The organism is Lacinutrix sp. MEBiC02595 (assembly GCF_053601555.1).
Window position 1 is genome coordinate 135242 of the sequence record NZ_JBSHNU010000158.1, and the last position, 24782, is coordinate 160023.

18 protein-coding genes and 1 tRNA gene are annotated in these 24782 nt (G+C 33.0%); 2 read left to right on the forward strand and 17 right to left on the reverse strand.

Features of this window, described 5'->3' with window-relative positions; genetic code table 11:
- Position 1: 1 nt before the first annotated feature.
- The 3 genes from ACVCZW_RS03465 to ACVCZW_RS03475 all read right to left on the reverse strand — a co-directional run bounded on the left by ACVCZW_RS03465 (position 2) and on the right by ACVCZW_RS03475 (position 3600).
- Complete coding sequence (locus tag ACVCZW_RS03465; RefSeq protein WP_452231651.1) at positions 2-1462, reverse strand: T9SS type B sorting domain-containing protein; 1461 nt, start codon at positions 1460-1462, stop codon at positions 2-4.
- A 92-nt stretch (positions 1463-1554) separates the two neighbouring features.
- Positions 1555-2853 carry a hypothetical protein gene (locus ACVCZW_RS03470; protein WP_452231652.1) on the reverse strand — a complete coding sequence of 433 codons (1299 nt, stop codon included), beginning with the start codon at positions 2851-2853 and terminating at the stop codon, positions 1555-1557.
- 291 nt (positions 2854-3144) lie between these two features.
- Complete coding sequence (locus ACVCZW_RS03475) at positions 3145-3600, reverse strand: hypothetical protein (protein ID WP_203457969.1); 456 nt, start codon at positions 3598-3600, stop codon at positions 3145-3147.
- 546 nt (positions 3601-4146) lie between these two features.
- Here ACVCZW_RS03475 and ACVCZW_RS03480 point away from each other — a divergent pair.
- Positions 4147-5151, forward strand: a complete 1005-nt coding sequence (locus tag ACVCZW_RS03480; RefSeq protein ID WP_452231653.1) for an IS30 family transposase — start codon at positions 4147-4149, stop codon at positions 5149-5151.
- A gap of 283 nt (positions 5152-5434) precedes the next feature.
- Here the strand turns inward: ACVCZW_RS03480 and ACVCZW_RS03485 are convergent.
- The 7 genes from ACVCZW_RS03485 to ACVCZW_RS03515 form a co-directional block, all read right to left on the reverse strand.
- Positions 5435-5507: transfer RNA gene (locus ACVCZW_RS03485), tRNA-Met, on the reverse strand.
- Positions 5508-5624: 117 nt separating this feature from the next.
- Positions 5625-5807: a CPXCG motif-containing cysteine-rich protein gene (locus tag ACVCZW_RS03490; protein WP_203457952.1), complete on the reverse strand. Its 183-nt coding sequence runs from the start codon at positions 5805-5807 to the stop codon at positions 5625-5627.
- A gap of 57 nt (positions 5808-5864) precedes the next feature.
- Positions 5865-6689, reverse strand: coding sequence for a leucine-rich repeat domain-containing protein (locus ACVCZW_RS03495; protein WP_452227668.1), 825 nt, complete (start codon positions 6687-6689; stop codon positions 5865-5867).
- Positions 6690-6789: 100 nt separating this feature from the next.
- Positions 6790-8106, reverse strand: coding sequence for a TolC family protein (locus ACVCZW_RS03500; RefSeq protein ID WP_452231654.1), 1317 nt, complete (start codon positions 8104-8106; stop codon positions 6790-6792).
- Positions 8096-11293 (reverse strand): efflux RND transporter permease subunit, encoded by a 3198-nt coding sequence (locus ACVCZW_RS03505; RefSeq protein WP_452231655.1) that lies wholly within the window; start codon positions 11291-11293, stop codon positions 8096-8098. Before ACVCZW_RS03505 ends, ACVCZW_RS03500 begins: the two co-directional genes overlap by 11 nt.
- A gap of 2 nt (positions 11294-11295) precedes the next feature.
- Complete coding sequence (locus ACVCZW_RS03510) at positions 11296-12429, reverse strand: efflux RND transporter periplasmic adaptor subunit (RefSeq protein ID WP_452227671.1); 1134 nt, start codon at positions 12427-12429, stop codon at positions 11296-11298.
- A gap of 75 nt (positions 12430-12504) precedes the next feature.
- Positions 12505-14412 (reverse strand): ABC-F family ATP-binding cassette domain-containing protein, encoded by a 1908-nt coding sequence (locus ACVCZW_RS03515; RefSeq protein WP_452227672.1) that lies wholly within the window; start codon positions 14410-14412, stop codon positions 12505-12507.
- Between the two features lie 97 nt (positions 14413-14509).
- On the opposite strand from ACVCZW_RS03515, the gene ACVCZW_RS03520 reads away from it, so the two are divergent.
- Positions 14510-14896: a DUF983 domain-containing protein gene (locus tag ACVCZW_RS03520; protein WP_452227673.1), complete on the forward strand. Its 387-nt coding sequence runs from the start codon at positions 14510-14512 to the stop codon at positions 14894-14896.
- A 164-nt stretch (positions 14897-15060) separates the two neighbouring features.
- Here ACVCZW_RS03520 and ACVCZW_RS03525 read toward each other — a convergent pair whose 3' ends face one another.
- From ACVCZW_RS03525 to topA, 7 genes are all read right to left on the reverse strand, one after another.
- On the reverse strand, positions 15061-16098 hold the full coding sequence (locus ACVCZW_RS03525) for an NAD(P)/FAD-dependent oxidoreductase (protein WP_452227674.1): 1038 nt from the start codon (positions 16096-16098) through the stop codon (positions 15061-15063).
- Positions 16099-16220: 122 nt separating this feature from the next.
- Positions 16221-17120 (reverse strand): type IX secretion system ring protein PorN/GldN, encoded by a 900-nt coding sequence (gene porN, locus ACVCZW_RS03530; RefSeq protein ID WP_452231656.1) that lies wholly within the window; start codon positions 17118-17120, stop codon positions 16221-16223.
- A gap of 42 nt (positions 17121-17162) precedes the next feature.
- Positions 17163-18728 (reverse strand): type IX secretion system motor protein PorM/GldM, encoded by a 1566-nt coding sequence (gene porM, locus ACVCZW_RS03535; protein ID WP_452231657.1) that lies wholly within the window; start codon positions 18726-18728, stop codon positions 17163-17165.
- 47 nt (positions 18729-18775) lie between these two features.
- On the reverse strand, positions 18776-19411 hold the full coding sequence (porL, locus tag ACVCZW_RS03540; protein ID WP_452231658.1) for a type IX secretion system motor protein PorL/GldL: 636 nt from the start codon (positions 19409-19411) through the stop codon (positions 18776-18778).
- Between the two features lie 69 nt (positions 19412-19480).
- The gene (gene porK, locus ACVCZW_RS03545) at positions 19481-20845 is read right to left on the reverse strand and encodes a type IX secretion system lipoprotein PorK/GldK (protein WP_452227678.1); all 1365 of its coding nucleotides are present in this window, start codon (positions 20843-20845) and stop codon (positions 19481-19483) included.
- A gap of 164 nt (positions 20846-21009) precedes the next feature.
- A complete protein-coding gene (locus ACVCZW_RS03550; protein WP_452227679.1) occupies positions 21010-22176 on the reverse strand; it encodes a formimidoylglutamase in 1167 nt (388 codons plus the stop codon).
- A 7-nt stretch (positions 22177-22183) separates the two neighbouring features.
- On the reverse strand, positions 22184-24709 hold the full coding sequence (gene topA / locus ACVCZW_RS03555) for a type I DNA topoisomerase (RefSeq protein ID WP_452231659.1): 2526 nt from the start codon (positions 24707-24709) through the stop codon (positions 22184-22186).
- Between the last annotated feature and the right edge of the window lie 73 nt (positions 24710-24782).

Consider the following 24782-nt stretch of genomic DNA (forward strand, 5'->3'; position numbering starts at 1 on the left):
ACTATTTAACTATTGTTATCGATCCGTTTTTTGTGTTTTTGTCTTCTGTGATGATCATATAATAATACACCGCATTTACAGCATTAAAAGGCATTTCATTTTCTGGCCAATTATTTTGGTAGTCTTCCGTTTCAAAAACTATTTTCCCGTAGGAATCCATTATAACTATTTCGGTATTGGTACCACTTACATATTGATTAGGAATTACCCACGTATCATTTGCGCCATCACCATTAGGACTAATTAAATTTGGAATTTCTGCAACATCTGGAAATGGGTCTTCTGCTTTAATTACAGTAAAAGTGTATTCTTTAGAAGCTTGGCAACCTGTAGTTTCTGTTATGATAACTTTGTAGCTTCCTTCTTGGCTTGCTATATAAGTTTCCTCTAAAGCATCCGTAATAAGGACATCGTTAAAAAACCATTGGTATTCTGGATTTGTTGCAGATGACGTAACAATGACTTCTAAAGTTTGATCGGATTCGATGTTGTTTTCTTCCAAAACATTGATACTACTAGTAAACTGCTCGCTTATTAAATCGATAGAACCTGTTGCTACACATCCACCTAAATCGACCCGGACTTCAAATAATCCGGATTCTGCAGTTGCATACATTTGGTTGGTAGCTCCTGAAATAGGAATACCATCTTGGGACCATTGGTACGTTTCTCCATTTGTTGTACTTAAGATAGTTGGTGCATTACTTGGGCAATACGGATTACCTAAACTAGAGATAATTACAGCTTCTATACTTGACATAGCTTCAGAAACCTGTACCCTATTAGAATAGGAACTGGAAGTACAAGAACCATAATAGGTCTCTACAAAATAAGTTCCAGGACTATTTACAGATAAACTAGGGCCATCGGAAACAAAAACAGATGTTGTCATACTAGTTTCTTTATACCATTTAAAGGATAAAGAAGGATAATTTAGTGGCGAATCATTGGTTCCTGTTCCAGGATTATCAATGGTTAACAAATAGCTTCCGCCGGCACAAAAAACCGCAGTATCTATTAAATTATTAATGGTAAATGGTTCGTCTTGAATTTTATAATATGCGGCAAAGGCTACAGATCTAGAACTCGTTGCAACAGGAGCAGTACTTCTTATTTTTATTTTATATCCTTCACCAGCGAGATTGGTTGGTAATAAAAAATTTAAAACTGCAGGAGAAGAAGTTATTGTCCCTGCATTCGTTGGAATAATAACGGTTTCGTTAGTAAAATCACCGTTAGCATCGGACAATAATATGTTGAATTGATTGGATGCATCTAATGGAGCACTATGTGAAAAGACAAAATTGACATTATAAGAATTAAAAGACGCATTTGCACATGCTTGACTGAATCCTAAATTTGGAGTACCAATTACTATTTGTGCATTTATTTTTTGAGAAACTAAAAAAACACTAATGCATAATCCTAAAAATAATTTACGTAGAAAAGTAATTTTCATCATACACTTACTTATTAAAGACAAATACCAAAAGTATAAGCTTATTTAAACGTCATGCTTCCGCATTTAAGACAGTTATATTATATGGTTGAATTCTAATCAATACTAGATGCAAGAATTTTATTAATACGCAATCTAAAATCTAGTCGATTATCATTTTTCAGATCAATAAATGTTTCCGAATCTAATCCTTTAGAGTACACATTAAAAAAGCTACTGTTACCATACCAGTTTTCTAAATCTTCATTATTACTATTGTATTCTTTAAAGATATTTCCATTACAATTATTGAAATACATTTTTTGAAATATTATTTTCTTTAAACTTTCGTTATTAACACGCACGTCACTATCAATTATAACCGCTGGACTAAATCCGGATACCACGCTTTCTTTCATACTAAGAGTTGCATCATTTCCAATAAAAATACCTTCCTTAACTAAGTCTAATTTAATTTCGTAATCTAAATCATCACTTACATTAATTAATGTTAAGTTTAAAGCCGTAACTGTCGTTTCTAGTTTGACAGAACTAACGTCGTCCCCTTTTTCGTAAGATGCAACATTCATACTTCTGGACCCCTTAGAGCTCGACACATAAGAAGATCGAACTGCCAACGAGTTAAATAAATTACATTGCGCTCCAAAATTAAAGTTATAGTCGATACGATTAGATTTATAGGAAACCAACTTTTCTAAGTATAGCTCTCCACCATATATATCAAATGAATTACCAGCAGAATAGCTTACCATCACATTATCAATAGTTGTTTCCGTACCCAAAGCAGCTAATAATAGTGCATTAAAATTATCACCATCTTTAGTTCTTTTACCTGCATACTCTATTCTTACATATCGTAAAACACCAGAATTACTTTCTAGGTTTTCACCACCGTAGCTAACATCTAAAGAAGGATCTGTATTAAAATTATAGCCTTTTAAAACGCCATTACCGAAGTTATTTATGGGAGCATCACCAAGAATAATTATACCTCCCCAATCCCCAGCTTTTTTCACACTTCTATTGGACGTAAACACAATAGGATCTGTTTCTAGACCGTTTGCAATTATTGTAGCACCTTTAGTTATAGTTAGCGATCCTTTTGTTTTAAAATCACCAATAATAACCGTACCTGGTTCTATAGTAAGTACAGCGCCAGCCGTTACAAAAACGTCACCGAGTAACATATAAGTGTTTCTCTTTAGTAATTTTGTGTCTGTTGAAATAATTCCTGTAAGAATTTCGGTAGCCTCATTATACTCCACTAAGTCTGGTTTAAATTCTGTCCAAGAATTTAACCAATTGCTATTACCTATTATACCTTTTTCCTGCTGTGCGTAGGTACTTCCAATAATTAAAAGGAATATAGATGCGGTTTTAAGTAAATGTTTCATAACGAAAAATATTTAATAATTCTAAGTGTGTTATTTAAGATGGTAAATCTAGAGATAAATTCCATGTAATGCAAATTTTATCGACGAAATGCAAAATATAAAATCATAAGCGAAAAAATAAAAAAGCCCGATTAATAGGTTTTTACTAAAAAAAACGACTGTTAATCAGGCTTTCAAAGAATATTTATAAACTAAATCGAGAAAGTAATGGTAAAAAAATAAAATCACATTGCACTCTTTTTCTTACGTCTCTAATTATTTTCAAGTAATTCCTCCTTTTTTGTAATCCATTTAGAACTTATTTTCCTGTCCGTAAATATGCAGGGACTTCAAAACTTGTTCATAAAACAAAATAGCTGCTATTAAATTAGCTTTATCGGAATATGGCAAAATTCTACTCTGAAAGGCAATAGTATTTGCGAAAAAACTTGCAGTAGCCTCATGATGATCCTCCAATGCACTTCTATTTTCTTTAGAATCTGGAATACCAAAACTAGACATTGTAATACCTGGTTTAATCCCGAAAGCGATGGATGGCAATAGTTTAATAATGATTTCCATTCGTTCGGTATATAACTCTAATAATTTCCCTTTTTGCATATCCTCTAACTCTTTAAGATCATGATATTTAGAGATCGCAACATCTTTATTAATAATACTCTTTGGAGCTCCAGTTCTATTTTGAGCTGTTCCTACTCCAGTAATTAATAAAAAAATAACACTAAAAAAAACAAGTTTAAGCTTCATATTTGTAAATCTTTAATAATTAAAATTATGCAACAAATCTAGGCAAATAATCAAAATGCACAACCCTAAATTTTTATTTAACCTCATATAATAGGAGATTTCCATCTGTAATTTGTATCTAAAAACGAAACAAAGCACATTGTAAAAAAGCATCTAAGTTAAAGCTATCACTGACTTTTAGAGCATCTGGAAGAAAAAAAAAACAGCAACTATTTTTAGTAAAAAAAAAACTTAAAAAAAGTAAAAAAAAATCCAATTATAACGATAAAAGACGTTTTTTGCATGCTAAACGGCTAATAATTGAGCGATTTAGCCTACAGAAAAAATCCTATTATGGGACTATAAAAAGAATGAAATTTAGGACTTATTTTTCCATATACAGCATTGCTTTATTTTTCAAATTTAGCTATATATATTTCCTAAAGTAGCTGTTTATTATTTTATAAAATAGAACGGCTATACATGAACCAGTTATGTTGCATAAGCCTGTAAGATTCCGAATTCAATAACTTAACGCAACAAATCTAAATTTATAGATTTGTTACAATGGAAGTAAAAAAACATAAACGACTTACCTTAAAGGAGAGAATTCAAATAGAGACTCTTTTAAACGAAAACAACACTAAAGCTTACATAGCTAAAAGACTAAATCGATCGCGATCTACAATCTCTCGAGAAGTCAATAAGTGGGTACAAAATAAGTACGATAAATACGAAGCTCATTTGGCACATTGGTGTGCTAAAGAAGACTACTTAAACAAAAGAAATCTTGACAAAATAAGCACCTACTCTCTTTTAAGATTCTTTGTATATAAAGGTCTTTTATCAAATTGGACTCCTGAGCAAATAGCTGGTAAAATCAAACAAGATTATCCTAATGATCCCATAATGACAATTTCACATGAAGCTATTTACAGACACATTTATACACGTCCTCAAGCTAGTTTAAACAAAAAACTAATTAAGCTTCTTGTACGCAAAAAAACTAGACGAAGAACCCCTAAAAAAAGACGCCGAACAGGAAGTAAAATAATCAACCAAGTCAGTATAGATCTAAGGCCCAAACACATTGAACTAAGAGAAGAAATTGGTCATTGGGAAGGAGATTTAATGATTGGTAAGAATCAAAAGAGTGCTATTGGAACCATTGTTGAAAGAAAGTCTAGATACACTATTATAATAAAACTTAATAGCAGAAAATCAGATGAAGTAGCAAAAATGTTTTCGAAAAAACTAAACCTATTAAATCAATTATTTAAGAAAACAATGACATACGATAACGGAATTGAAATGGCAAAACACGAAAAAATAACACAAAATACTGGCATGAAAATTTACTTTGCCCATCCATATTCTTCCTGGGAAAGAGGAACTAATGAAAATACAAATGGACTTATTAGAAGATACCTTCCTAAAGGAACTGACTTCAATCAAATTGATGAAAAATCACTAATGAGTATTCAAGAAAAACTTAACAATAGACCTCGGAAAATAATAGGTTATAAAACTCCTCAAGAAATTATGGATTTTGAACTAAAAAATGTAGCTTAGTATAAACTAAAAAAAAAGCAACGTTTGTTGCGTTAGAACCTTGAATGCAGAGATGTATCCGCGTATTACTTTGTATTTAAAAAATAATATAGCTATTAGATAAGCTCCCTACATGCCTTTTTTAGATAAAAAACCAACATGATTTCACTTGCCCATGCAACAAAACACGAATCTTTAAGCGAAATACCACGGAATTGATCCTTATATACCATACGCTAGTAAAATAGCGTGATGCCGTATCTAAAACATAAAAGCCAGACACTTTCGTATCTGGCTTTCTTAGTAGCGGGAACTGGACTCGAACCAGTGACCTTCGGGTTATGAGCCCGACGAGCTACCTACTGCTCTATCCCGCGATTTTAAATAAAACAATTTTCTTAGCTTTTAACTTTCGCTTCATAATGGCGACCAAATTGTTTCGGACTGCAAATATACAACGCTTTTTAGATATTACAAGCCTTTTTTTAAAAAATTTATTGTTCTATATTTTCTGCCTGAAAACCAGCAAGTTCTGCGTTAATAAATTGTGCTTTTATTTCAATAGGGTTACAACAGACCTCGCAATCTTCAATATATGTTTGATTAGAGATACTATTATCTAGCAACATGGATATGTCTTGCCAGCAATAAGGACATTGAAAAAAGTGTTCTTCCATAAAATAAAAATAGGCAAAATAAATTTTGCCTATTTAATAAACATCTAAATATTAGTATTAATCTTCTTCTGTTGCTAACGCTGTGTCTGTAACAAAATGTAATTTCATTTGTATATCTGCTGGTTCTCTATCAATAATACTAACCATATCCTTATTCAGTTTATTACCACTTACCATAATAGTATTTAGTTGCGTTAGGTTATTTAGTTCTATTGGCAAATTCCCTGTTAACGCATTACTAGCTAAAACAAGTTCTTTAAGATTTACAAGGCTACCTATTTCTGCAGGTATTTCACCATCCAATTTATTATCGATTAAGCTTAATACTTCTAATTTTGTTAGTTGGCTAATTTCGGTTGGAATAGCACCTGTTAGGAAATTACTTCCTAACACCAATGTTTTTAAGTTTTTTAAGTTTCCTATAGCGGAAGGAATTTCACCAGAAAATGTATTACTAAATAATTCTAAGACTTCTAGTTTAGTTAACGAACCAATTTCGGATGGTATATTTCCTTCAAAAGCATTTACAAATAGCTTTACCGATTTCAATTCTTTTAAATTAAAGAATGCTACTGGCAAATTACCTTCTAATTTATTAAAACCTAAGTTTATTTTTTGAAGATATATAAGGTTCCCTATTTCTTGAGGAAGTGTTCCTTGCAAGTTATTCATGTGTAGATTAAGACCTACCACTTTATCGTTTTTGACAGTAACGCCATGCCAAGTTGTAATTGGTTGCTCTAAGTCCCAAGTGGTATTCCATTGCGCTCCATTAGTTGCAGTATATAATGCTACTAAAGCTTCTTTTTCGGTTTGCGAAACGTTAGCATGCATCATCAGACTAACAAAAAGACATAATAGGGTTAGTTTTAAAGTCTTCATAAGGAATAGATTTGGAATTAATTCTATACGAAACTAACTGATAACTAGATAAAAAACAAATTTATTCGACGAAATGCACACTCAAACCAAACGAGACTTCTTAATATGCAATATTCAGCAACTCACCACTTAGCTGCAACACCTGTAATTCAGAGAGTTTCGCTTGATATTTTGCTTGATTTCTACTTAATTCTGCATTCAACAGATTTAATTGTGCTTGTCTAAATTCGATAGAATTTACTTGTCCGATTTTGAATTTCTCTTGCGAACGATCAAAATTATTTTGAGCAGTAATTATATTATTTTCTTGTACTCGAAAAATAGTAAGCTTGTTTTGGTAATCGTCCCAAGCATTATTAAAATCACGTTCTAAAGAAAGCAGTATTTGCTCTTTTTGAAGCTCTTGATTTTTTAAGGCTACTTCTGCGTTTTTTACTCTTATTAAAGTGCTTCCACCATCAAATATATTCCAGCTTAGATTCAGTCCGGCAGATAGCCCTGTATTTGTAGATACCGCAACAAAAGATGCTGCATTATTATCGCTTTTGTTCCATCCGTAAGAACCTACTAATCCTAAAGTTGGTAAATAAGAAGACTTCCCGGTTTTAATATCTAATTTAGATATTTGAATAGACTTATCGGCTTGTAATAACGCTACGTTTCTAGATTTAGCTTTTTCTAACAAATCGGCTTTATTAATATCTAGTAGGAAATTAATTTCTGTTTTCACAGTAAAATCGTCGGCAACCTGATTTCCCATTACAAAGTTCAAATCCCTTTTGGTATTGTTTAATTGCTGCTTGGTATTGATTAAATTAATGCTGTCGTTATTAATATCCACTTCGGCATTTAAAACTTCAAGTTTTGTATTTTGGCCATATTCAAATTGATATTCCGAGCGTACCAAACGATCTTTAGAAATAGATAAAGTCTGCTGAAAAGTAGTTGCATTTTCCGAAAGTTGCGCCACATTATAATAAATAGAAAACAACTCTATTATGGTATTTTCTATAGTTTCACGTGCTTGCAATTCCGATAATTGGTATTGCTCTTTTAATCGCTTGTAGTTATATTTCCTTCCTAAACCATCAAACAAGGTATAATTGACATCTAAAGAAGCATTATAACGAGAACTTTCTGCACCGTTTAAAACAGCATCGGGTCTACCATCTGAATATTGTGATTCATTATTATCTAAATTATAAGTCGCTCCCGCATTACCTGTTACTGTTGGTAAATATCCCGTATTATAAATACTGGTGTTATTTTCAGAAACCTCCAGATTCTTGTTTGCTATTTTAATTCCGTAGTTATTATCTAACACATAATTCACGGCATCTTCTGGACTAAGCTCTTGCTGTGCATAGCAAGTACCTAAACCTATAAAGCAACATAATGTTATTATTTTAATGTTCATTTTCTTCCTTTTGTTCTTTAATAGCTCTTTCTACTTCTTCTTTGGTTACCTCATTCCCTGTTGCTAACCATTTTACTTTTTGTTTAATACTATTACTAAAAGATAAGAATAGCGGTAAAACCAAAAGAGTTAAAATCGTTGCATATGCAATACCAAAAGAGATGGAAATTGCCATAGGTTTTAAAAATTGTGCCTGTCTACTTTTTTCTAAAAGCAAAGGCGCTAAACCTGCAACGGTAGTTAATGAGGTTAAGAAAATGGCTCTAAAACGAGATTTTCCTGCGTCTAAAAGCGCTTCATCAAACTTTAAACCGTCCTTTAAATTAGAGTTAAATTTACCAATAAGTACGAGGCCATCATTTACCATAATACCAATTAGCGCGATAATACCTAGAAGGGATAATATATTTACAGAAAAACCGAGCATCCAGTGTCCCCAGGCTACAGCCGTAAGACTAAAAGGAACTAATAGAATTAGTAAGATTGGCTGACTGTAACTTCTAAACGTAAAAGCAATGACAATATAAATAAGGAATAAAATAGGAATCCCTGCCTTTGCTAAAGAACTATTTAGTTTTTCACTTTCTCTGTTTTGTCCTTCAAAAGACGCAGAAATGGTTGGGTATTTAGATTTCAGCTCTACCATCGTTATCCCTTTCAAGTCCGCTAAAATATCGGTTGTACTTGTACTTGGATCTTTTAAATCTGCAGAAACTTTTATTTCGCGTTGCCCTTCTAAATGGTTAATAGCAACATCACCTCTTTCAATAGTGTACGAAGCGATATCTTTAAGCGTTACTCGTTCTCCGGTCGGTGTTACAATTCGCATGTCATCTAGATTATTAATAGATGCTCTGTTACTTCTATCATAACGCACCCAAACACGAATTTCGTCTTGTCCTCTTTGAAAACGTTGTGCCTGTGTACCAAAAAAGCCAGAACGCACTTGCGCCATTACCGTACTTAAATTTAAACCTAATAGGTAAGCACTTTCTTTAAGTTCGATACGTATTTCCTTAATTCCGGCAGGATCATTATCTTCAATATCTTTTAATAACGGATTAGACGCTAAAACCTCTTTCAACTCTATTTTTGCAGCTTTAAGTTCTTCAATATTATTTCCTAAAAGGGAAACCGAAACAGGACTACCACCAAAATTACCACCAGAACCAAAAATTAAACGTTCTGTTCCAATAACAGGACCAACCAATTCTCGTAATCTATTTGCTACTAAATCTGATTTTATGGCGTCTGGTCTTTCTTCTCCTGGCAACATATTAATCTGCAATTTCGCACTAGAACTACTACTTATAGTTAAAATCGTATTTTCAAAAAGCTCTTTATCTTCTCCTTTTAAATATTTTTCGGTTAACTCTTGATTAACGATAAACGCTTTCTCTTCTATCATAGAAATAATAGAATCTGTTATTTTTTCATTTGTACCATTTGGCATATCTAATTCTATAGTCACTTTATCACTTGCAACCGAAGGAAATATGGTCATACCAATAACGCCACCACCAATAGCTCCAAAAGTTAAAATTAGTAAAGCCAGAAAAATACCTAAAGAGAGTAATTTAAAATTTAAAACAAATGTAATAGCAGGTGCATATACTTTATCTCTTAAGAAGATCATAAAGTTATCTCCTGCTTTATTTATTACTCGCATTTTAGAGAAAAACTGTTTCATTTTTGAAGGGTTCTCATCTATAACTGGTTTTCTCAAGGCTTTAGAATGGGCTAAATGCGCAGGAAGAATAATTAATGCTTCGACTAAGGAAACTACTAAAGTAAGTATTACAATTACGGAAACTTCACCAAAAAATTCACCAATTCTACTATCTAAAAATAAAAATAAAGAAAAGGCTAAAAGCGTTGTTATAATTGCGGAAACTACTGGAGGAATTACTTCCATAGTACCATCAATAGCAGCGTCGATAGGCGACTTTCCTTTTTCGTAATGCTGGTAGATATTTTCGGCAATAACAATACCATCATCTACCAAAATACCAATAACGATAATCATTCCGAAAAGGGATAATACATTTATGGTTACATCAAATTGTCCTGCAAACATAAACATTCCTAAAAACGAAATTGGCAATCCGAAGGCTACCCAAAACGCCAAACGTGTGTTTAAGAATAGGGATAAAAAGATTAACACCAACAGCATTCCTACAACCGCATTTTCGGCTAGTAAATTGGTACGCTGTTTAAGTGTTTTTGAACGATCTTCAATAATACTTAATTGTACATTATTATGCTTTTGATTATATCCTTCAATATACGTTTTCACATTTTCTGCAGAAGATATTAAATCCTCGTTATTCGTACTCGTTACCGTAATATTTACGGATAAATTCTGATTATAATACGTCGCATTTGGCGTTTCTGAAAAACGATCACGAATAATAGCCACATCTTTTAAACGAATAACTTTACCATCATTGGTAGCACGAACAACTACATTAGAAAGTTCATCCCCATAATACGAACGGTTATTTGCTCGAATAAGATATTCTTCGGCATCCGTTTTTATAGTACCTCCAGTGGTTAAAATATTAGCTCTACTTACGGCTTGCGAAACTTCAGTAAAGGTTAGATTATATGCTAACAAACTAATTTCATTTACTGCGATTTCAATTTCTTCATCTGGATAACCAGAAATTGCTATTTGAGAAATACCTTCAATCGCTCTTAAATCATTTTCAACTTGCCTTCCTAATTGTTTTAAAGTAGCTAGCGGAATATCATCCCCACTTAAAGCAAAGGAAATGGTTTCTCTAACCACCTCTTGTTTCGCTACAATTAAAGGTTCCATTCCGGAAGGAAAAGAAGGCACGCGATCTACTGCATTTTTAACTTCCAATAGCATGAAGTCAATGTTCTCCCCTTTTTCGGTTTCTACCGTAATGGTTCCACTGTTTTCTCTAGATACCGAAGTAACACGATCGACACCCTTTAAACCTTTTAGATTATCTTCTATTTGAAGCACAATCCCTTCTTCAATTTCTTGAGGGGAAGCTCCAGGATAGGTAACACTAATGTTAATTATTTTAGATTCTACTAAAGGAAAAAAGGAAGATTTTAAGGATAGTATTCCTAGAATTCCAAAAACAAGAAAAGCAAAAATAAATATGTTAACAGCTACGTGATACTTAATAAAATACGTAATTAGTTTTCTCATGTTTACTGTTGGTCTTTGGTATTACTTTTTTCTTCAAAAGCTTTTACTAACATTCCTGCATAGGCACCAGGAACTGACTTTTTAAGAATAATAGTTCCGTTAGGTACGTTTTTCAATACTACTTTTGTTTCCGAAAAATATACAGGTTTCACATCTAGTACATCTAACAAACTATCTTTAACGACAAATATTTGCTGACTTTCTAAAAGTAAGTTTCTATCTATTTCGATAGCATCACTTTCTTGTTTTGCATTTAGATTCGCTTCTAAATACATTCCTTCTTTTAGATTGGCGTGTTTCACTTCTATATACGCAGTAATGGTTTGTGTGGTAGCATCTATACTTCCGTTAACACGCGATACTTTACCAGTATAGGTTTCGGTTTTATCTAAATTATTTAAGGCAACATCTTCTCCTACTTTTAACAAATTAGCGTAGGTTTTACTAATAGCGACTTCCATTTCGTACACCGTAGGATCTATAAACTCGCCTAGTTTTTGTCCGCTTCTAATTAATGTCCCTTCCGTTACTAACGCTTCGGTTAAAATTCCTGAAAAAGGTGCAGAGATGTAATACTTAGCCAAACGTTGTTCTAAGTTTTTTACGTTGTAGTAATTAGACACAATACTTCTTCCTGTAATGAAGTAGTTTTCCTTATCGGAAGTCATTTGAGGTAACTTTGGTGTTGTTTTATCTAAATCAAAACTAGTAAGATAGTTTTGCCATTTATCAAAGATATCTGGAAAATCTAAACGAAGATCGGGCATGATAGCAGCAATAGAATTGTACAGATTACTTTTGGAAGACTGTACACTTGCGTAATATTCTGCAGCATCAATTTTAATTAAAGTTTGTCCTGCTCGGTATTCTTGTCCGGGTTTAAATAAAGTGTTTCCAGATTTAAAAATCCCTTGCACTTCTGCATAGATTTCTAATCTGCGTTTCGCTTCCAGGCTACCATTTGCTGCAATAACTATTGGTATGGTACTATTTTGTACTGTGTCTGTAAAAATAGTTTTTACAACTTTAGCTTTAACTGGCTTTGGTTTATTCTTGTCTGCTATTAATTTTTTAGCAAATAAGAAGGAGCCAACTATAAGTAGAACACCTATAATAGATAGTATAATTTTGCGCATTGGTATAGTTTTGTAATTAGACTACAAAACTATGCTATAGTTTAACGGATAAATGTTAAAGAAAACCCAAAAAACTTATGCGAAATCTTCTAGTTTCAACGTGATATCTTCCCATTCTTGCATGAGTTTGGTAAGGGTATTTTTTTTACCTTGGTAGGTATCAAAGAAACCTGGCTTAGAAGAAACTTCGTCATAATTTACAGCAAGTTCCACATCTGCTTCTTTAATTTCTTTTTCTAACTGATTTATTTTAGACTCGGTATTACTCAACCTGTTGTTTAAAGATTTCAGCTTCTTTTGGTCGTCGTAAGACTGGGTTTTCTTTTCTTTAGGAGCTGATTTTATAACGGTACGTTTTTCTACTTCACGTAAATTTTCCACATTACGTTGCTCTAAGTAATAATCTATATCCCCTAAATATTTCTTTATTTTTTCGTCTTTAAATTCATAAACCGTATCGGTTAATCCCTGTAAGAAATCACGATCATGCGAAACCAAAAGTAGTGTGCCTTCAAAACGCTTTAACGCATCTTTTAACACGTTTTTAGATTTAATATCTAAGTGATTGGTTGGCTCATCCATAATAAGCACATTAAACGGCTGCAACATTAGTTTTGCAAGCGCCAAACGGTTACGTTCCCCTCCAGAAAGTACTCTTACGTATTTCTCTGCTTCGTCACCACGAAATAAAAACGAACCTAAAATATCACGGACTTTACTTCTATTGGTTTCGTTTGCAGCATCAATCATGGTATCTAAAACGGTTTTGCTACCGTCCAAATATTCTGCTTGATTTTGTGCGAAATAACCAATCTGTACGTTATGACCAAGTTTTAATATTCCGTCGTGTTTTAAATCGCCAACCAAAATTTTAGCAAGTGTCGATTTACCTTGTCCGTTCTGACCAACAAATGCAGTTTTAACATCCCGTTCGATCATTAAACTCACTTCGGATAATACTTGATTTTCCCCGTAATTTTTAGAAATCTTATCTGCTTCTACCACCACTTTTCCTGGTGTTATAGATACTGGAAAATTTAAAGTCATTACAGAATTATCGTCTTCATCAACTTCAATTCTATCAATTTTGTCGAGCTTTTTTATTAGCGATTGCGCCATGGTTGCTTTACTCGCTTTGGCTCTAAATTTTTCAATTAACTTTTCAGTCTGCTCAATCTGTTTTTGCTGATTTTTTTGAGATGCTAATTGTTGTGCTTTAATTTCATTTCTCAGCACTAAATACTTCGTGTATGGTTTTGGGTAATCGTAAATTCTTCCTAAGGAAACCTCAATAGTACGATTAGTGACATTATCTAAAAACATTTTATCATGCGAAACAATAACCACTGCACCTGTATAATTTTTCAAAAAGCCTTCTAACCAGATAATAGATTCTATATCCAAGTGATTGGTTGGCTCATCTAATAGCAATAAATCATTATTTTGTAATAATAGTTTTGCTAGTTCAATACGCATTCTCCAACCTCCAGAAAAAGTATCGGTAAGTTTGTTAAAGTCTTCGCGTTTAAAACCAAGACCTTGTAATATTTTTTCGGTTTCCCCTTGATAGTTATACCCACCAAGTATTTCGAATTGATGTTGTAAATCGTTAAGATCAATCATTATTTGATTGTACCCTTCACTTTCGTAATCGGTACGCTCTACAAGTTGTGTATTGATCTCTTCTAACTGTGCTTCTATTTTTTTAATTTCGGTAAAGGCTTGGTACGATTCTTCCAGTACTGTTCTTCCTAAAACGAAATCTATATCTTGTTTTAAAAATCCAATCTTTAAATCTTTATCTGCTGCTAATTGACCAGAATCCGGTTCTAACTCTTTAGATAAAATTTTAAGCATGGTAGATTTCCCTGCGCCATTTTTCCCTATTAAACCAACACGATCGCCAGAATTTAATTTGAATGTAATTTCCTCGAATAAATATTCGCCTTGAAAAGATATAGATAGATTGTGTATGTTAAGCATAGTTTGGTAACAATTGTTACTTTAATTTAATAAATAATGGCTAGCTTTGTTCTAAGGAACGCATTCCGTAACCGGTTTGCAAAAGTACATAAATTATATGTTTAAAAAAGGTTCTAAATTATATAGTATTTTAACGGGTTCTTGCCCAAAATGTCATCAAGAATCTATGTATTGCGATACCAATCCGTATCACTTATCAAAGACATTAACCATGAACGAGAATTGCTCGCATTGTGGTATCAAATACAAGATAGAGCCATCGTTTTTTTATGGTGCCATGTATGTTAGTTATGCTGTTGGTATTGCTTTTGCTGTTGCTGCTGCTGTAATTAGCGGGGTTTTTCTAAAAGCTTCTATTCATTATGTTTTTGCTTCTATAGTGGGAACATTAATTATTTTTGCTCCTATAATAATGCGTGTATCCAGAAATATATGGATCAATATGTTTGTCCATTTTGATAAGAATGCAGTAAAAAAGCAATAAGTATTTGGGCGTTACCACAAGGGTCGCGCTTTCCATTAAATCTTTTTACTTTTATACCCTGTAATTACTAAGGAAATTTATATTCTAGTAAAAAGGATATCATTGCAATCGCTAACGCAGTTTCTTATTCGAAGACAAGGTTATTGTTACTAGAAATACATTACCTATTTAAACCTTGCAATATCAATGTCTTTTTCTAAGGCAATATTGTTTTCAATACAATCTAATAGTTGTTTTGCTACATAAGGCGCTATCATAACACCACGTGTCCCCAAACCATTAAGCACATACATGTTTTTATGTATCTCGTGTTGCCCAACAAGCGGTCTTCTATCAGTAACCGTTGGTCTAATTCCTGCTACTTGATGCACCACTTTAAACTCGCATTTCAAGAACGTTTTAAGCTTTTTTAAGAGCTGTTCTTTGGCTTCTGCTGTTATGTTGTTCGTTTTATCTTTCCAATCATAGGTAGCACCAACCGTGTATAAATCGTTTCCTATAGGAATTAGAAACACACCTGCTTTCAATACAAAGTCTATTTTTAAATCTGGAGCATGGATAGTTAATAATTCTCCTTTTACTTCTTTTAAAGGAAGTTCTTTAAAGAACGGATTATTTTTCACTCCGAAACCTTCCGCAAAGACAATATGCTTAGCGCTTATATCTTTATACTGCATCGTATCTTTTATAATTAATGCTTCATAATTAAAAGTATCTTCCAACAACTCGTTACGTGCTAGTAAGTGCTTTTTATAGCTTTGAATTAATAGTTTCGTATCTATTCTTCCGGTTCCTAAAACTTTTCCGAAGCCAAAAGTAGCATCGATTGCTTGGTTTTCATTTTTAATAAGTTCTGAGGAAAGATATTGGGCCAGTTCTGGCTTGTCGGAAGCAGTAAACCAATCATTTTGTTCTTGAACAGAAGTAAAACGTCTATACACTGGTGTCTTATAATCTAAAGTAACCTTTAAATCCTTTTCTAATTTTTCATAGATTGGTAGCGCCAATTCTAATTGTTCTTGGCTTTTCCATACCGAAGTAAATCGTTTTAGAATTACCGGATTATATAAACCGCCAGCGACTACAGAAGCGTGTTGCGATTTATTATCTAATACCACAAAGGTTTTATTATTTGCTTTTAATTGCTCGCAGAAATGAATTCCGGCTAAACCACAACCTACTATTATGTAATCTACTTTCAAGAAATAAGTATTAAAATGAATTGCAAATATACTGTTTTAAAGCCTTCGAGATTTATGGTAATAAAAAAACGCTCACTTCCTTTTTATCGGTAGTGAGCGTTTCCATTATTTAAAAATGTGATTTAATAAGACCACATATCCATTTCAAAGTTTCTGATTTTATCTTTAATTCTATCCGATTCTAAAAGTTGCATTAAAGCATTTTCAGTAATATATTCATCTACTGTTCTATCTCCATAAACGTTTTCTTCTTTATACACATAACCGTTAAAACGTCTTGCGTTTAAAATGTGATCGAAAGAAAATGGCACAGCACTGTTTTTATTATTAAATGCTTTTGCTTCATGCAAAATATCTCTTGCATCTGGAAAGAATATCCAGTATAAAGGATTTGGTTCTTTGTTAGCTTCATCATCACTATCAATAAAGTTTACATCGGCTGCTGCTGGAGCAAGACCTAATAATCTATATTTAAGTTCGCCTTGACGCTTATCAAAATACCAAAGACCTTTAATTAAATATGCACTTACATCATAAGAAGAGATTTCTCTTTTCGTAATATATTCTGCATCTACAAAACCATCTGCATTTAATTGATCATAACCAATATCTAAAGTATCCACTTTAGAAGTTATATCTTTCAAATCTTTGATGCTACGTTTTGCAGTAAAGTAAGAATCATCGTATACATTTTCTATTTTACCTTCACGGATTGCTTTTGTTAAAACATCGTATAGAGAACGTCTGTTGCTTCCTATGTTGTTTGTATCAATTGGATAATACAAAGAAAAGTTTACACGCTCATCTAAAACCACTTTTTCCCAAGTCATTTTAGAGTACATAATGTCTCTATCATCTACATAACCGTATTCTAATGGTTTATCATTATCTACAGCTTTCTGTGCTTCTGTTCTAACGCCTATCTCTTGCGGAGTTTTCGCATTTAAAATATTTGCTTGCGAAAAACCTGTAGTTGTTAGTGCTACACTAAAAATGGTTAATAAAAAAGATCTATAATTCATCTTACAATAATTAATTTTAATTAATAATACTATAAAGTTGGTTTAGTTAGATAACTCTATAATAATTGGTGCTGCTGGCTTAATTCTTGGTCCATTACTACTTGATTTAATATCAAATATTTGAACATCAGAACCACGTTTTGCTTTACGTAAAGCAGACTTAGCTTGTGAGTTAAGTTTGTTACCTTGACAAGTAACACTTGGTGAACCAGGTACTTTAAATTTGAACGATGTTACTCTTAAAGGTAAATCGAAATCAAAATCTTCTAATACAGCTTCTACTCTACCAATTTCTACATTGTTTCTTGGTAAACCAAATTGTCCTGTTTTTCCAGCCATTTGACCAGAAGGCTTAGGGATATCCTTAATTCTAAATGTTTTTCTATCGGAAGCTGGAGTACCATCATCCAATTTAGCAGTAACATTAATAGTTACTTCTTTCCCTGTTGTAGGCACCATGTTATATTTACCTATTCCAGATCCTTTACTTAAACCTGCACCAGTTGCATTTACTTTATTGTCCGGCACTCCAGCAAAAGAAATAGTCATCGGGTTACTTACACCACGATAAACAACATTCATTTTGTCTGCAGATATAGTTGCAGAGTTTGGTCTTGGTACAACAACGTAGTTTGCGTTAACGATAGGGATTTCTAATTCCTTACCATTTTCAATAAAAGTAAATTTACCTTCTATTTGGTGTTCACCAACATTTCCAACGTTGAAATCTAAAGTAGCTGCTCCAGTGGAATCAATAGCTTTAGATAAATCTACTTCATTACCTTGAACACTTAATTTAGTAGGTGCAACATTTGCATACTTACCAATAACAACTCTACCTTGGAATTTCTCACCTGCAAAAAATGCGGATTTATCTGCCAATACGATTGCTTTGTAGTTATTTAATGTTGTCGCTTCTGAAACAATGTTTCCTAAGAAAAGGCTAAACATATCTGATTCTGTTACCTTAACATCATTTTGCATTGCTGTTAACTTCGTATAAGAAGCAATAGCTGGAAAACCTTGGTAGTTATATGCTAACCAATCAATCTTTTTTCCATCTTTATTAGGAACCTTTTCTGTACTGAATGTTTTACCGAAAGCTTGCGCTCTACCTCTATAACTTTCATCTTTAGCAAGAACATCATTAATAGCCTTTTTATAAGCATTAATATTATCCATTACTTCCTGACCTTTCTTTGTTAAACGATCTCCTGTAAACCAAGCTTCATCTAAGATGTCGGTTTTATCCATTGCTTCGAATGGTAACTTACCTTGCTCGTCTAGTTTATATTGACCAGTTTTTACTAGATCATTTTTTAAAGATTCAATATACTTGTAAAATTTATCTGAAGCGATTTTAACTTCCTGTGCTCTTGCAGCAGGCATTTTAAATTCTTCCGGATTTTCATCAGATTTAATTTCTAATTCTGCTAGTAACTTATCATTTCTTTCTGTTGTAGCTTCATTAGAATCAGCGAATTTCGCTTCCATTAACCCGAATGCCGAAAGTACCTCTTTAGACATATTCATAGCCATCATTGCGATGAATACTAAATACATCAAGTTAATCATTTTCTGCCTTGCGGATGCTTTTCCTCCTGCCATGTTTAATTAGTTTTTATTGGTTAATAAATATTAGTTAATAATACTAATTAGTTTTTGTTCATTGCAGAAAGCATTCCACCATATACTCCGTTTAAAGAAGATAAGTTTGAAGCTAAAGATTGCATTTGATCTTTTAATTTCGTTGCATTTTCAACAGCTTCCTCATTAATAGTCGCTTGTCTACTAGCACTATCCATTTGTACTTTATAAAGGCTATTTAAAGACTCCATTTGTGCAGCAGCTAAAGACATTTCTTCGCTATATTTCTTTTGTGCTTGAATTCCATCCACTGTTGGAGAGATTCCTTTAGCAGCACCTTCAAAATTCTTGATACTTGCTCCTAAACTTGCCATTAATTCTCCATCAATTTTAGCATCTTTTAATAAGTTGTCTAATTTTTTAGAAAGTAAACCTTCTGCATCTTTAGGCTCTTCTTTTAATTTTTTACCTCCTAATGAAGCACCTCCTGATAATTCAGGATACACTAAAGACCAGTCTAAATCACTTGATTGTCTTTCAAAAGCAGAATACGTAAATACTAAAGCTTCTACAATCATACCTAATGTTAGGATTTCAGAACCATAAGGCCAGTGCTGAATTTTAAATAAAGCTCCAACGATTACAATTGCTGCTCCTAATCCGTAGATCATATTAGTTACTGTGATTTTACCTTTTTGTGCCATAATTTTAGTTTTTAGTTAAGTATTGCTACTTTAGTTGGTTATTAAATTATTATTAATTGGTTATTAATCTTATCTAGCGTTCGCGGTTACATCTGTTCCCATATAATCTTGAACGGTTCTGAAGCCAATATAACTTCTTGCAGAATCTGCATATTCATAATCTCTAGAACTTACTTGTAAATAGTAGGCAACATCTTTCCAAGATCCACCTCTAACCACTTTACGTTGGTTATTTACATCATTAACACTAGGATTAATTGTAGAAACATACTCGTAAGAACCAGGATCGTAAGAAGCACTTACCCATTCCGATACGTTACCAGCCATGTTATATAAATTAAAGTCATTAGGGTCATACGATTTCGCTTCTACAGTGTATAAAGCTTGATCTGCTGCATAATCTCCTCTTAAAGGTTTAAAGTTTGCCATGAAACATCCTCTATCATTTTTAGCATACGGTCCACCCCAAGGGAAAGTTGCTCCTTGTAAGCCTCCTCTTGCTGCATATTCCCATTCTGCTTCCGATGGTAATCTATACTCATTTACAAAATGTTGCTTTTTTTCTTTTCTATATGCATTGTGGTATAAAGTTCTCCACTCACAAAATGCTTTTGCTTGTTTCCAAGAAATACCTACTACTGGATATTCTCCGTACGCATCATGCCAGAAATAATCATTGTGCATTGGTTCGTTATACGAATATGCAAAATCTCTAATCCAAGCGGTAGTATCTGGATAAATCTCTACAGCTTCTGTAATAATGAATTCAGATCTTTTTTTCCCTTTATTCTTCGCTTTTGCAGCTTTTTCAATATCCATGTATGTATATTGAAATTTGAATTTTTTAACATCCCAAGTACGTTGTCCGTTATAAGACTCCTCTATAGGTAAATACATGGTATCCATTACTTCGACATAGTATTCATCTGGATATTCTGAAGTGTCAAAAAGTAAATCTACATCGTGATTTAATTTTCTTCCTTCGTAACCAGTTTCACCCATTCCGCTGTAATTGTCATACATGTATTGCTCGTAAGCATTCATGTTTTCTGGATCTGCATCTTTAAATGCAAAATCACCAATACCACCATCACCAGGAGTTGCTCCTACTTCATCGGCTAGTATAGCAAGTTTTGTTCTAATGGTAGAGTCTCTAACCCATTGTACAAACTTACGATACTCACTATTTGTGATTTCCGTTGCATCCATATAGAACGACCTTACTGTAACCGTTTTAGTTGGTGCATCTTGAATCCCAGCTAAATCATCATCTGATTTACCCATAATAAATGCTCCTCCAGGAATTAATTCCATACCATAAGGTTTTTCTGGATGCCATTTTTTTCCTTTAACACCTACTAGTTGACCTCTGTCTCCAGAACCACAACTTGTAAGGAATGCTAAAACTACTGTTAATAAAAGAAAATTCTTCATATTTATTGAATACTCGAGGTTAATTATTCTATGCTCAAAATTTAAGAGCGTAAACATATTTATATATTTTTTAAAAAACAACTTTTTTGTCATAAAAAAATACTGTTCGTCGTAAAAATAAAACATTTAAACGACAAAACTATTATTTTATTTCGTTATTTAATCTATACGCAATTCTTTTGAAAGGCTTTGTACCATCGCTCTGGTATAATATTGTTGCAAGCATCTACATAATCTTGATGCATGCATGGTAATAACGTATGTCTTTTTAATTTATTATTCACTTCGTTTAAAAAAGGTATTTCAATCCACCATCTACCTGTTTTTATACTTTTATAAAAAACTAAATCTTGATCTTCTATAAGTGTAATAAACTTTTGATAATTATTTTCATCTTTAAAATCATCATCTTTTACTCTATAATTTACACCTTCTATAAAATACCAGATAATTTGAGAGATAAGCATAGCGCTTATTTCATCGTCTTTAGAGGGCTTATATTCCCAAAGACCAAAAGAAGTTACTTTATTACTTATTCCTGCGTAACGTGAGATGGCACAGACTTCTTTACCGTCTAAACCATTTGGGGATACTCTTTGATTTAAACTAACTTCGGAAGACTTTATAGCGCCTAAATCTATACTTACAATATTTGCATCTCGCATTATAGGTTCTACTACGGTAATATCATTAGATACTTCACCCAAACGATATGCATCGAAATACAGTTTTTCCATTAAATCTATTTCTTCTTGCGAATTGAAATAGGTTTGATAACCAATTGCCGAATAATTAAATAAATTGAATGGCTGATCTAATATTATTTTACCAACAAAACTTTTATTTTTAATTGGTTTAGCAGAATCTCCTAAATCAAATTTAGAATCTACATTAACAATATTAACCATTGGTATAATATCATCGTACGCACGATAATTAGCGTAGGTTAGATCTTGACTTCCTCCAATGATAATTGGTATAATTCCTTTTTCGACTAAAATAGTAATGGTAGTCTTTAAAGCGAAGTATGTATCTTCAACAGATTCTCCTTTATTAATATCACCTAAATCGGCAATACTGGTATTCCAACTACCAGGAAAAAGTGCATAGAAGGATTTGCGAATTTCGTTTAAGTTGAAATCTTCGCCAATATAGTCTACATCATTTCTAGTTTCCAGCACTCCTAATATAGCAAGACGTACTCCATCTAACTCCGGAATACCTTCTTGTTTAGAATGTATTTTTAATTTTCTACCTAAAGCCTGTACTGGCAATAATTCATTATGCGCTAAAACTAAATCGGAAACTGGTGAAAGAAAATCAAAATTCATGTACTATCTATTTCTTTTTAGTTGTCGTTTTTTTCTTTGCTGGTGCCTTTTTCTTTGCAGGAGCTTTTTTCTTAGCTACTTTCTTTTTAGGCGCATTTTTTTCAATGATTCCTTGTACTTCTTCTAAAGTTAAAGCTGGAGCATCTGTAGTTTTTGGTAATTCAATTTTCACTTTACCTTGTAATATATTGAATCTTCCCCAACGTGCTTTTTCAACACGAATACCTTCATCTTCCCAATTATGAATAACCTTATCGATTTCTTTTTGAATCTTTGTTTCAATTAATTCTACAATATCCGCATCCGATAAATCATCCCAATCGTACTTTTTGTTCACGTTAATAAACATATCGTTCCATTTTATAAATGGACCAAAACGACCTTTTCCTTTTTGCACTGGTAAATCTTGATAATGATAAATTGGCGCGTCTGCTTTTTGTTTTTCTTTAATTAAAACAATAGCATCATCCAACTCTACCGTTAATGGATCTGTTCCTTTTGGTAACGACACATATGCTGTTCCAAACTTCACATAAGGACCAAAACGACCATTATTAACTTGTATCTCTTCGTCTTCGTACGTTCCTAAATTTTTAGGAAGCTGAAACAAGTCCATCGCTTCCTCAAAACTAATAGTTCCTAATTGTTGATCCGGACTTAAACTAGCATAGGTTGGTGTTTCTTCATCGTCTGGCTCTCCCAATTGCACCATTGGTCCAAATTTACCCAAACGGACACTAACACGTTTTCCCGTCTTTGGATCTTTTCCTAAAATACGTTCTCCAGATTCTCTTTCAGCATTTTCTTGTACGTCTTCTACTTTTGGATGAAACGTTTTATAAAAAGATTTCATCATCTTTTTCCAATCCTTCTTTCCTTCTGCTATATCATCAAACTGACTTTCTACTTTAGCTGTAAAATTATAATCTAAAATACTTTCAAAATGATTGACTAAAAAATCAGTAACAATCATACCAATATCTGTTGGTACTAATTTTCCTTTATCCGACCCTACTTTCTCGGTAAGAATTGCATCTTTCACGTTTCCGCTACTTAATGTTAACTGCGTATAATCGCGTGCTACGCCATCAACCGCTCCTTTCTCCACGTAATTTCTATTTTGTATTGTAGAAATAGTTGGTGCATATGTAGATGGTCTACCAATACCAAGTTCTTCTAACTTCTTCACTAAAGAAGCTTCGGTATATCTTGCTGGTGGTCTTGTATAACGTTCTGTTGCGGTAATGTAATTATTTAAAAGCGCCTCGTTTACTTTCATTGCAGGAAGCATTCCATCTTGCTCTACATCTTCATCATCTGTTCCTTCTAAGTATACTTTTAAAAACCCTTCAAATTTAATAACCTCTCCATTTGCTGTAAAGGTTTCTTTATTTGTGGATGATTCGATTCTAACATTGGTACGCTCTAATTGTGCTTCACTCATTTGTGATGCAATAGCACGTTTCCAAATCAAATCGTATAATCGTGCTTGATCTCTATCAATAGCAACAGAATGTGTTGCAAAATTTGTAGGGCGAATCGCCTCATGCGCTTCTTGAGCACCTTTAGACTTCCCTTTATAATTTCTTGGTTTGCTATATTTTTCACCATAAGCAGATTCTATTTCTGCTTGCGCGCCATTTTTTGCTTCGTCAGATAAGTTTACACTATCTGTTCTCATATACGTAATTAAACCAGCTTCATAAAGGCGTTGTGCCATATTCATGGTTTTACTAACGGAAAAATATAATTTTCTTGCTGCTTCTTGTTGTAATGTAGAAGTTGTAAAAGGTGCTGCTGGTGATTTTTTTGCAGGTTTTTTCTGAAGATCGGAAACCTTAAAATTGGCATCCGCATTACTTTCTAAAAACGCATAGGCTTCTTTTTTTGTTGCAAAATTCTTAGGAAGCTTTGCCTTAAAAGACTGCCCCGCTTCATTAGAAAATTCTGCATCAATTCTATACGATGCTTCTGCTGTAAAGTTTGTAATCTCTCTTTCTTTTTCAACAATTAGACGAACAGACACCGATTGCACACGTCCTGCCGATAGACCTCCTTTTACTTTTCGCCATAAAACTGGAGAAAGTTCATACCCTACAATTCTATCTAAAACCCTTCTTGCTTGTTGTGCATCTACTAGATGGTAATCTATATCTCTAGGATTTTCTATTGCTTTTTTAATCGCAGTTTTAGTAATCTCATGAAAAACAATACGTTTTGTTTTCTCTTTATCTAGTTTTAGCGTTTCTGCTAAATGCCATGCAATAGCCTCTCCTTCCCTATCTTCATCACTAGCTAGCCAAACCATGTCTGCTTTTTTAGCTAAATCTTTCAGTTTTTTTACAACTGCTTTTTTATCTTTAGATACTTCATATTTAGGATCAAAATCACCTTCTACATCTACTCCTAATTCCTTAGAAGGTAAATCTGCAATATGCCCAAAACTAGACTCTACTTTAAAATCTTTTCCAAGAAATTTTTCAATAGTTTTTGCTTTTGCAGGTGACTCTACTATAACTAAATTCTTCGCCATATTTCTATTTTTTCAGAGTGCAAAGGTATGTGAAAAAAATTTCACGTTCCTAATTTATTCTTTCACGGGGCAT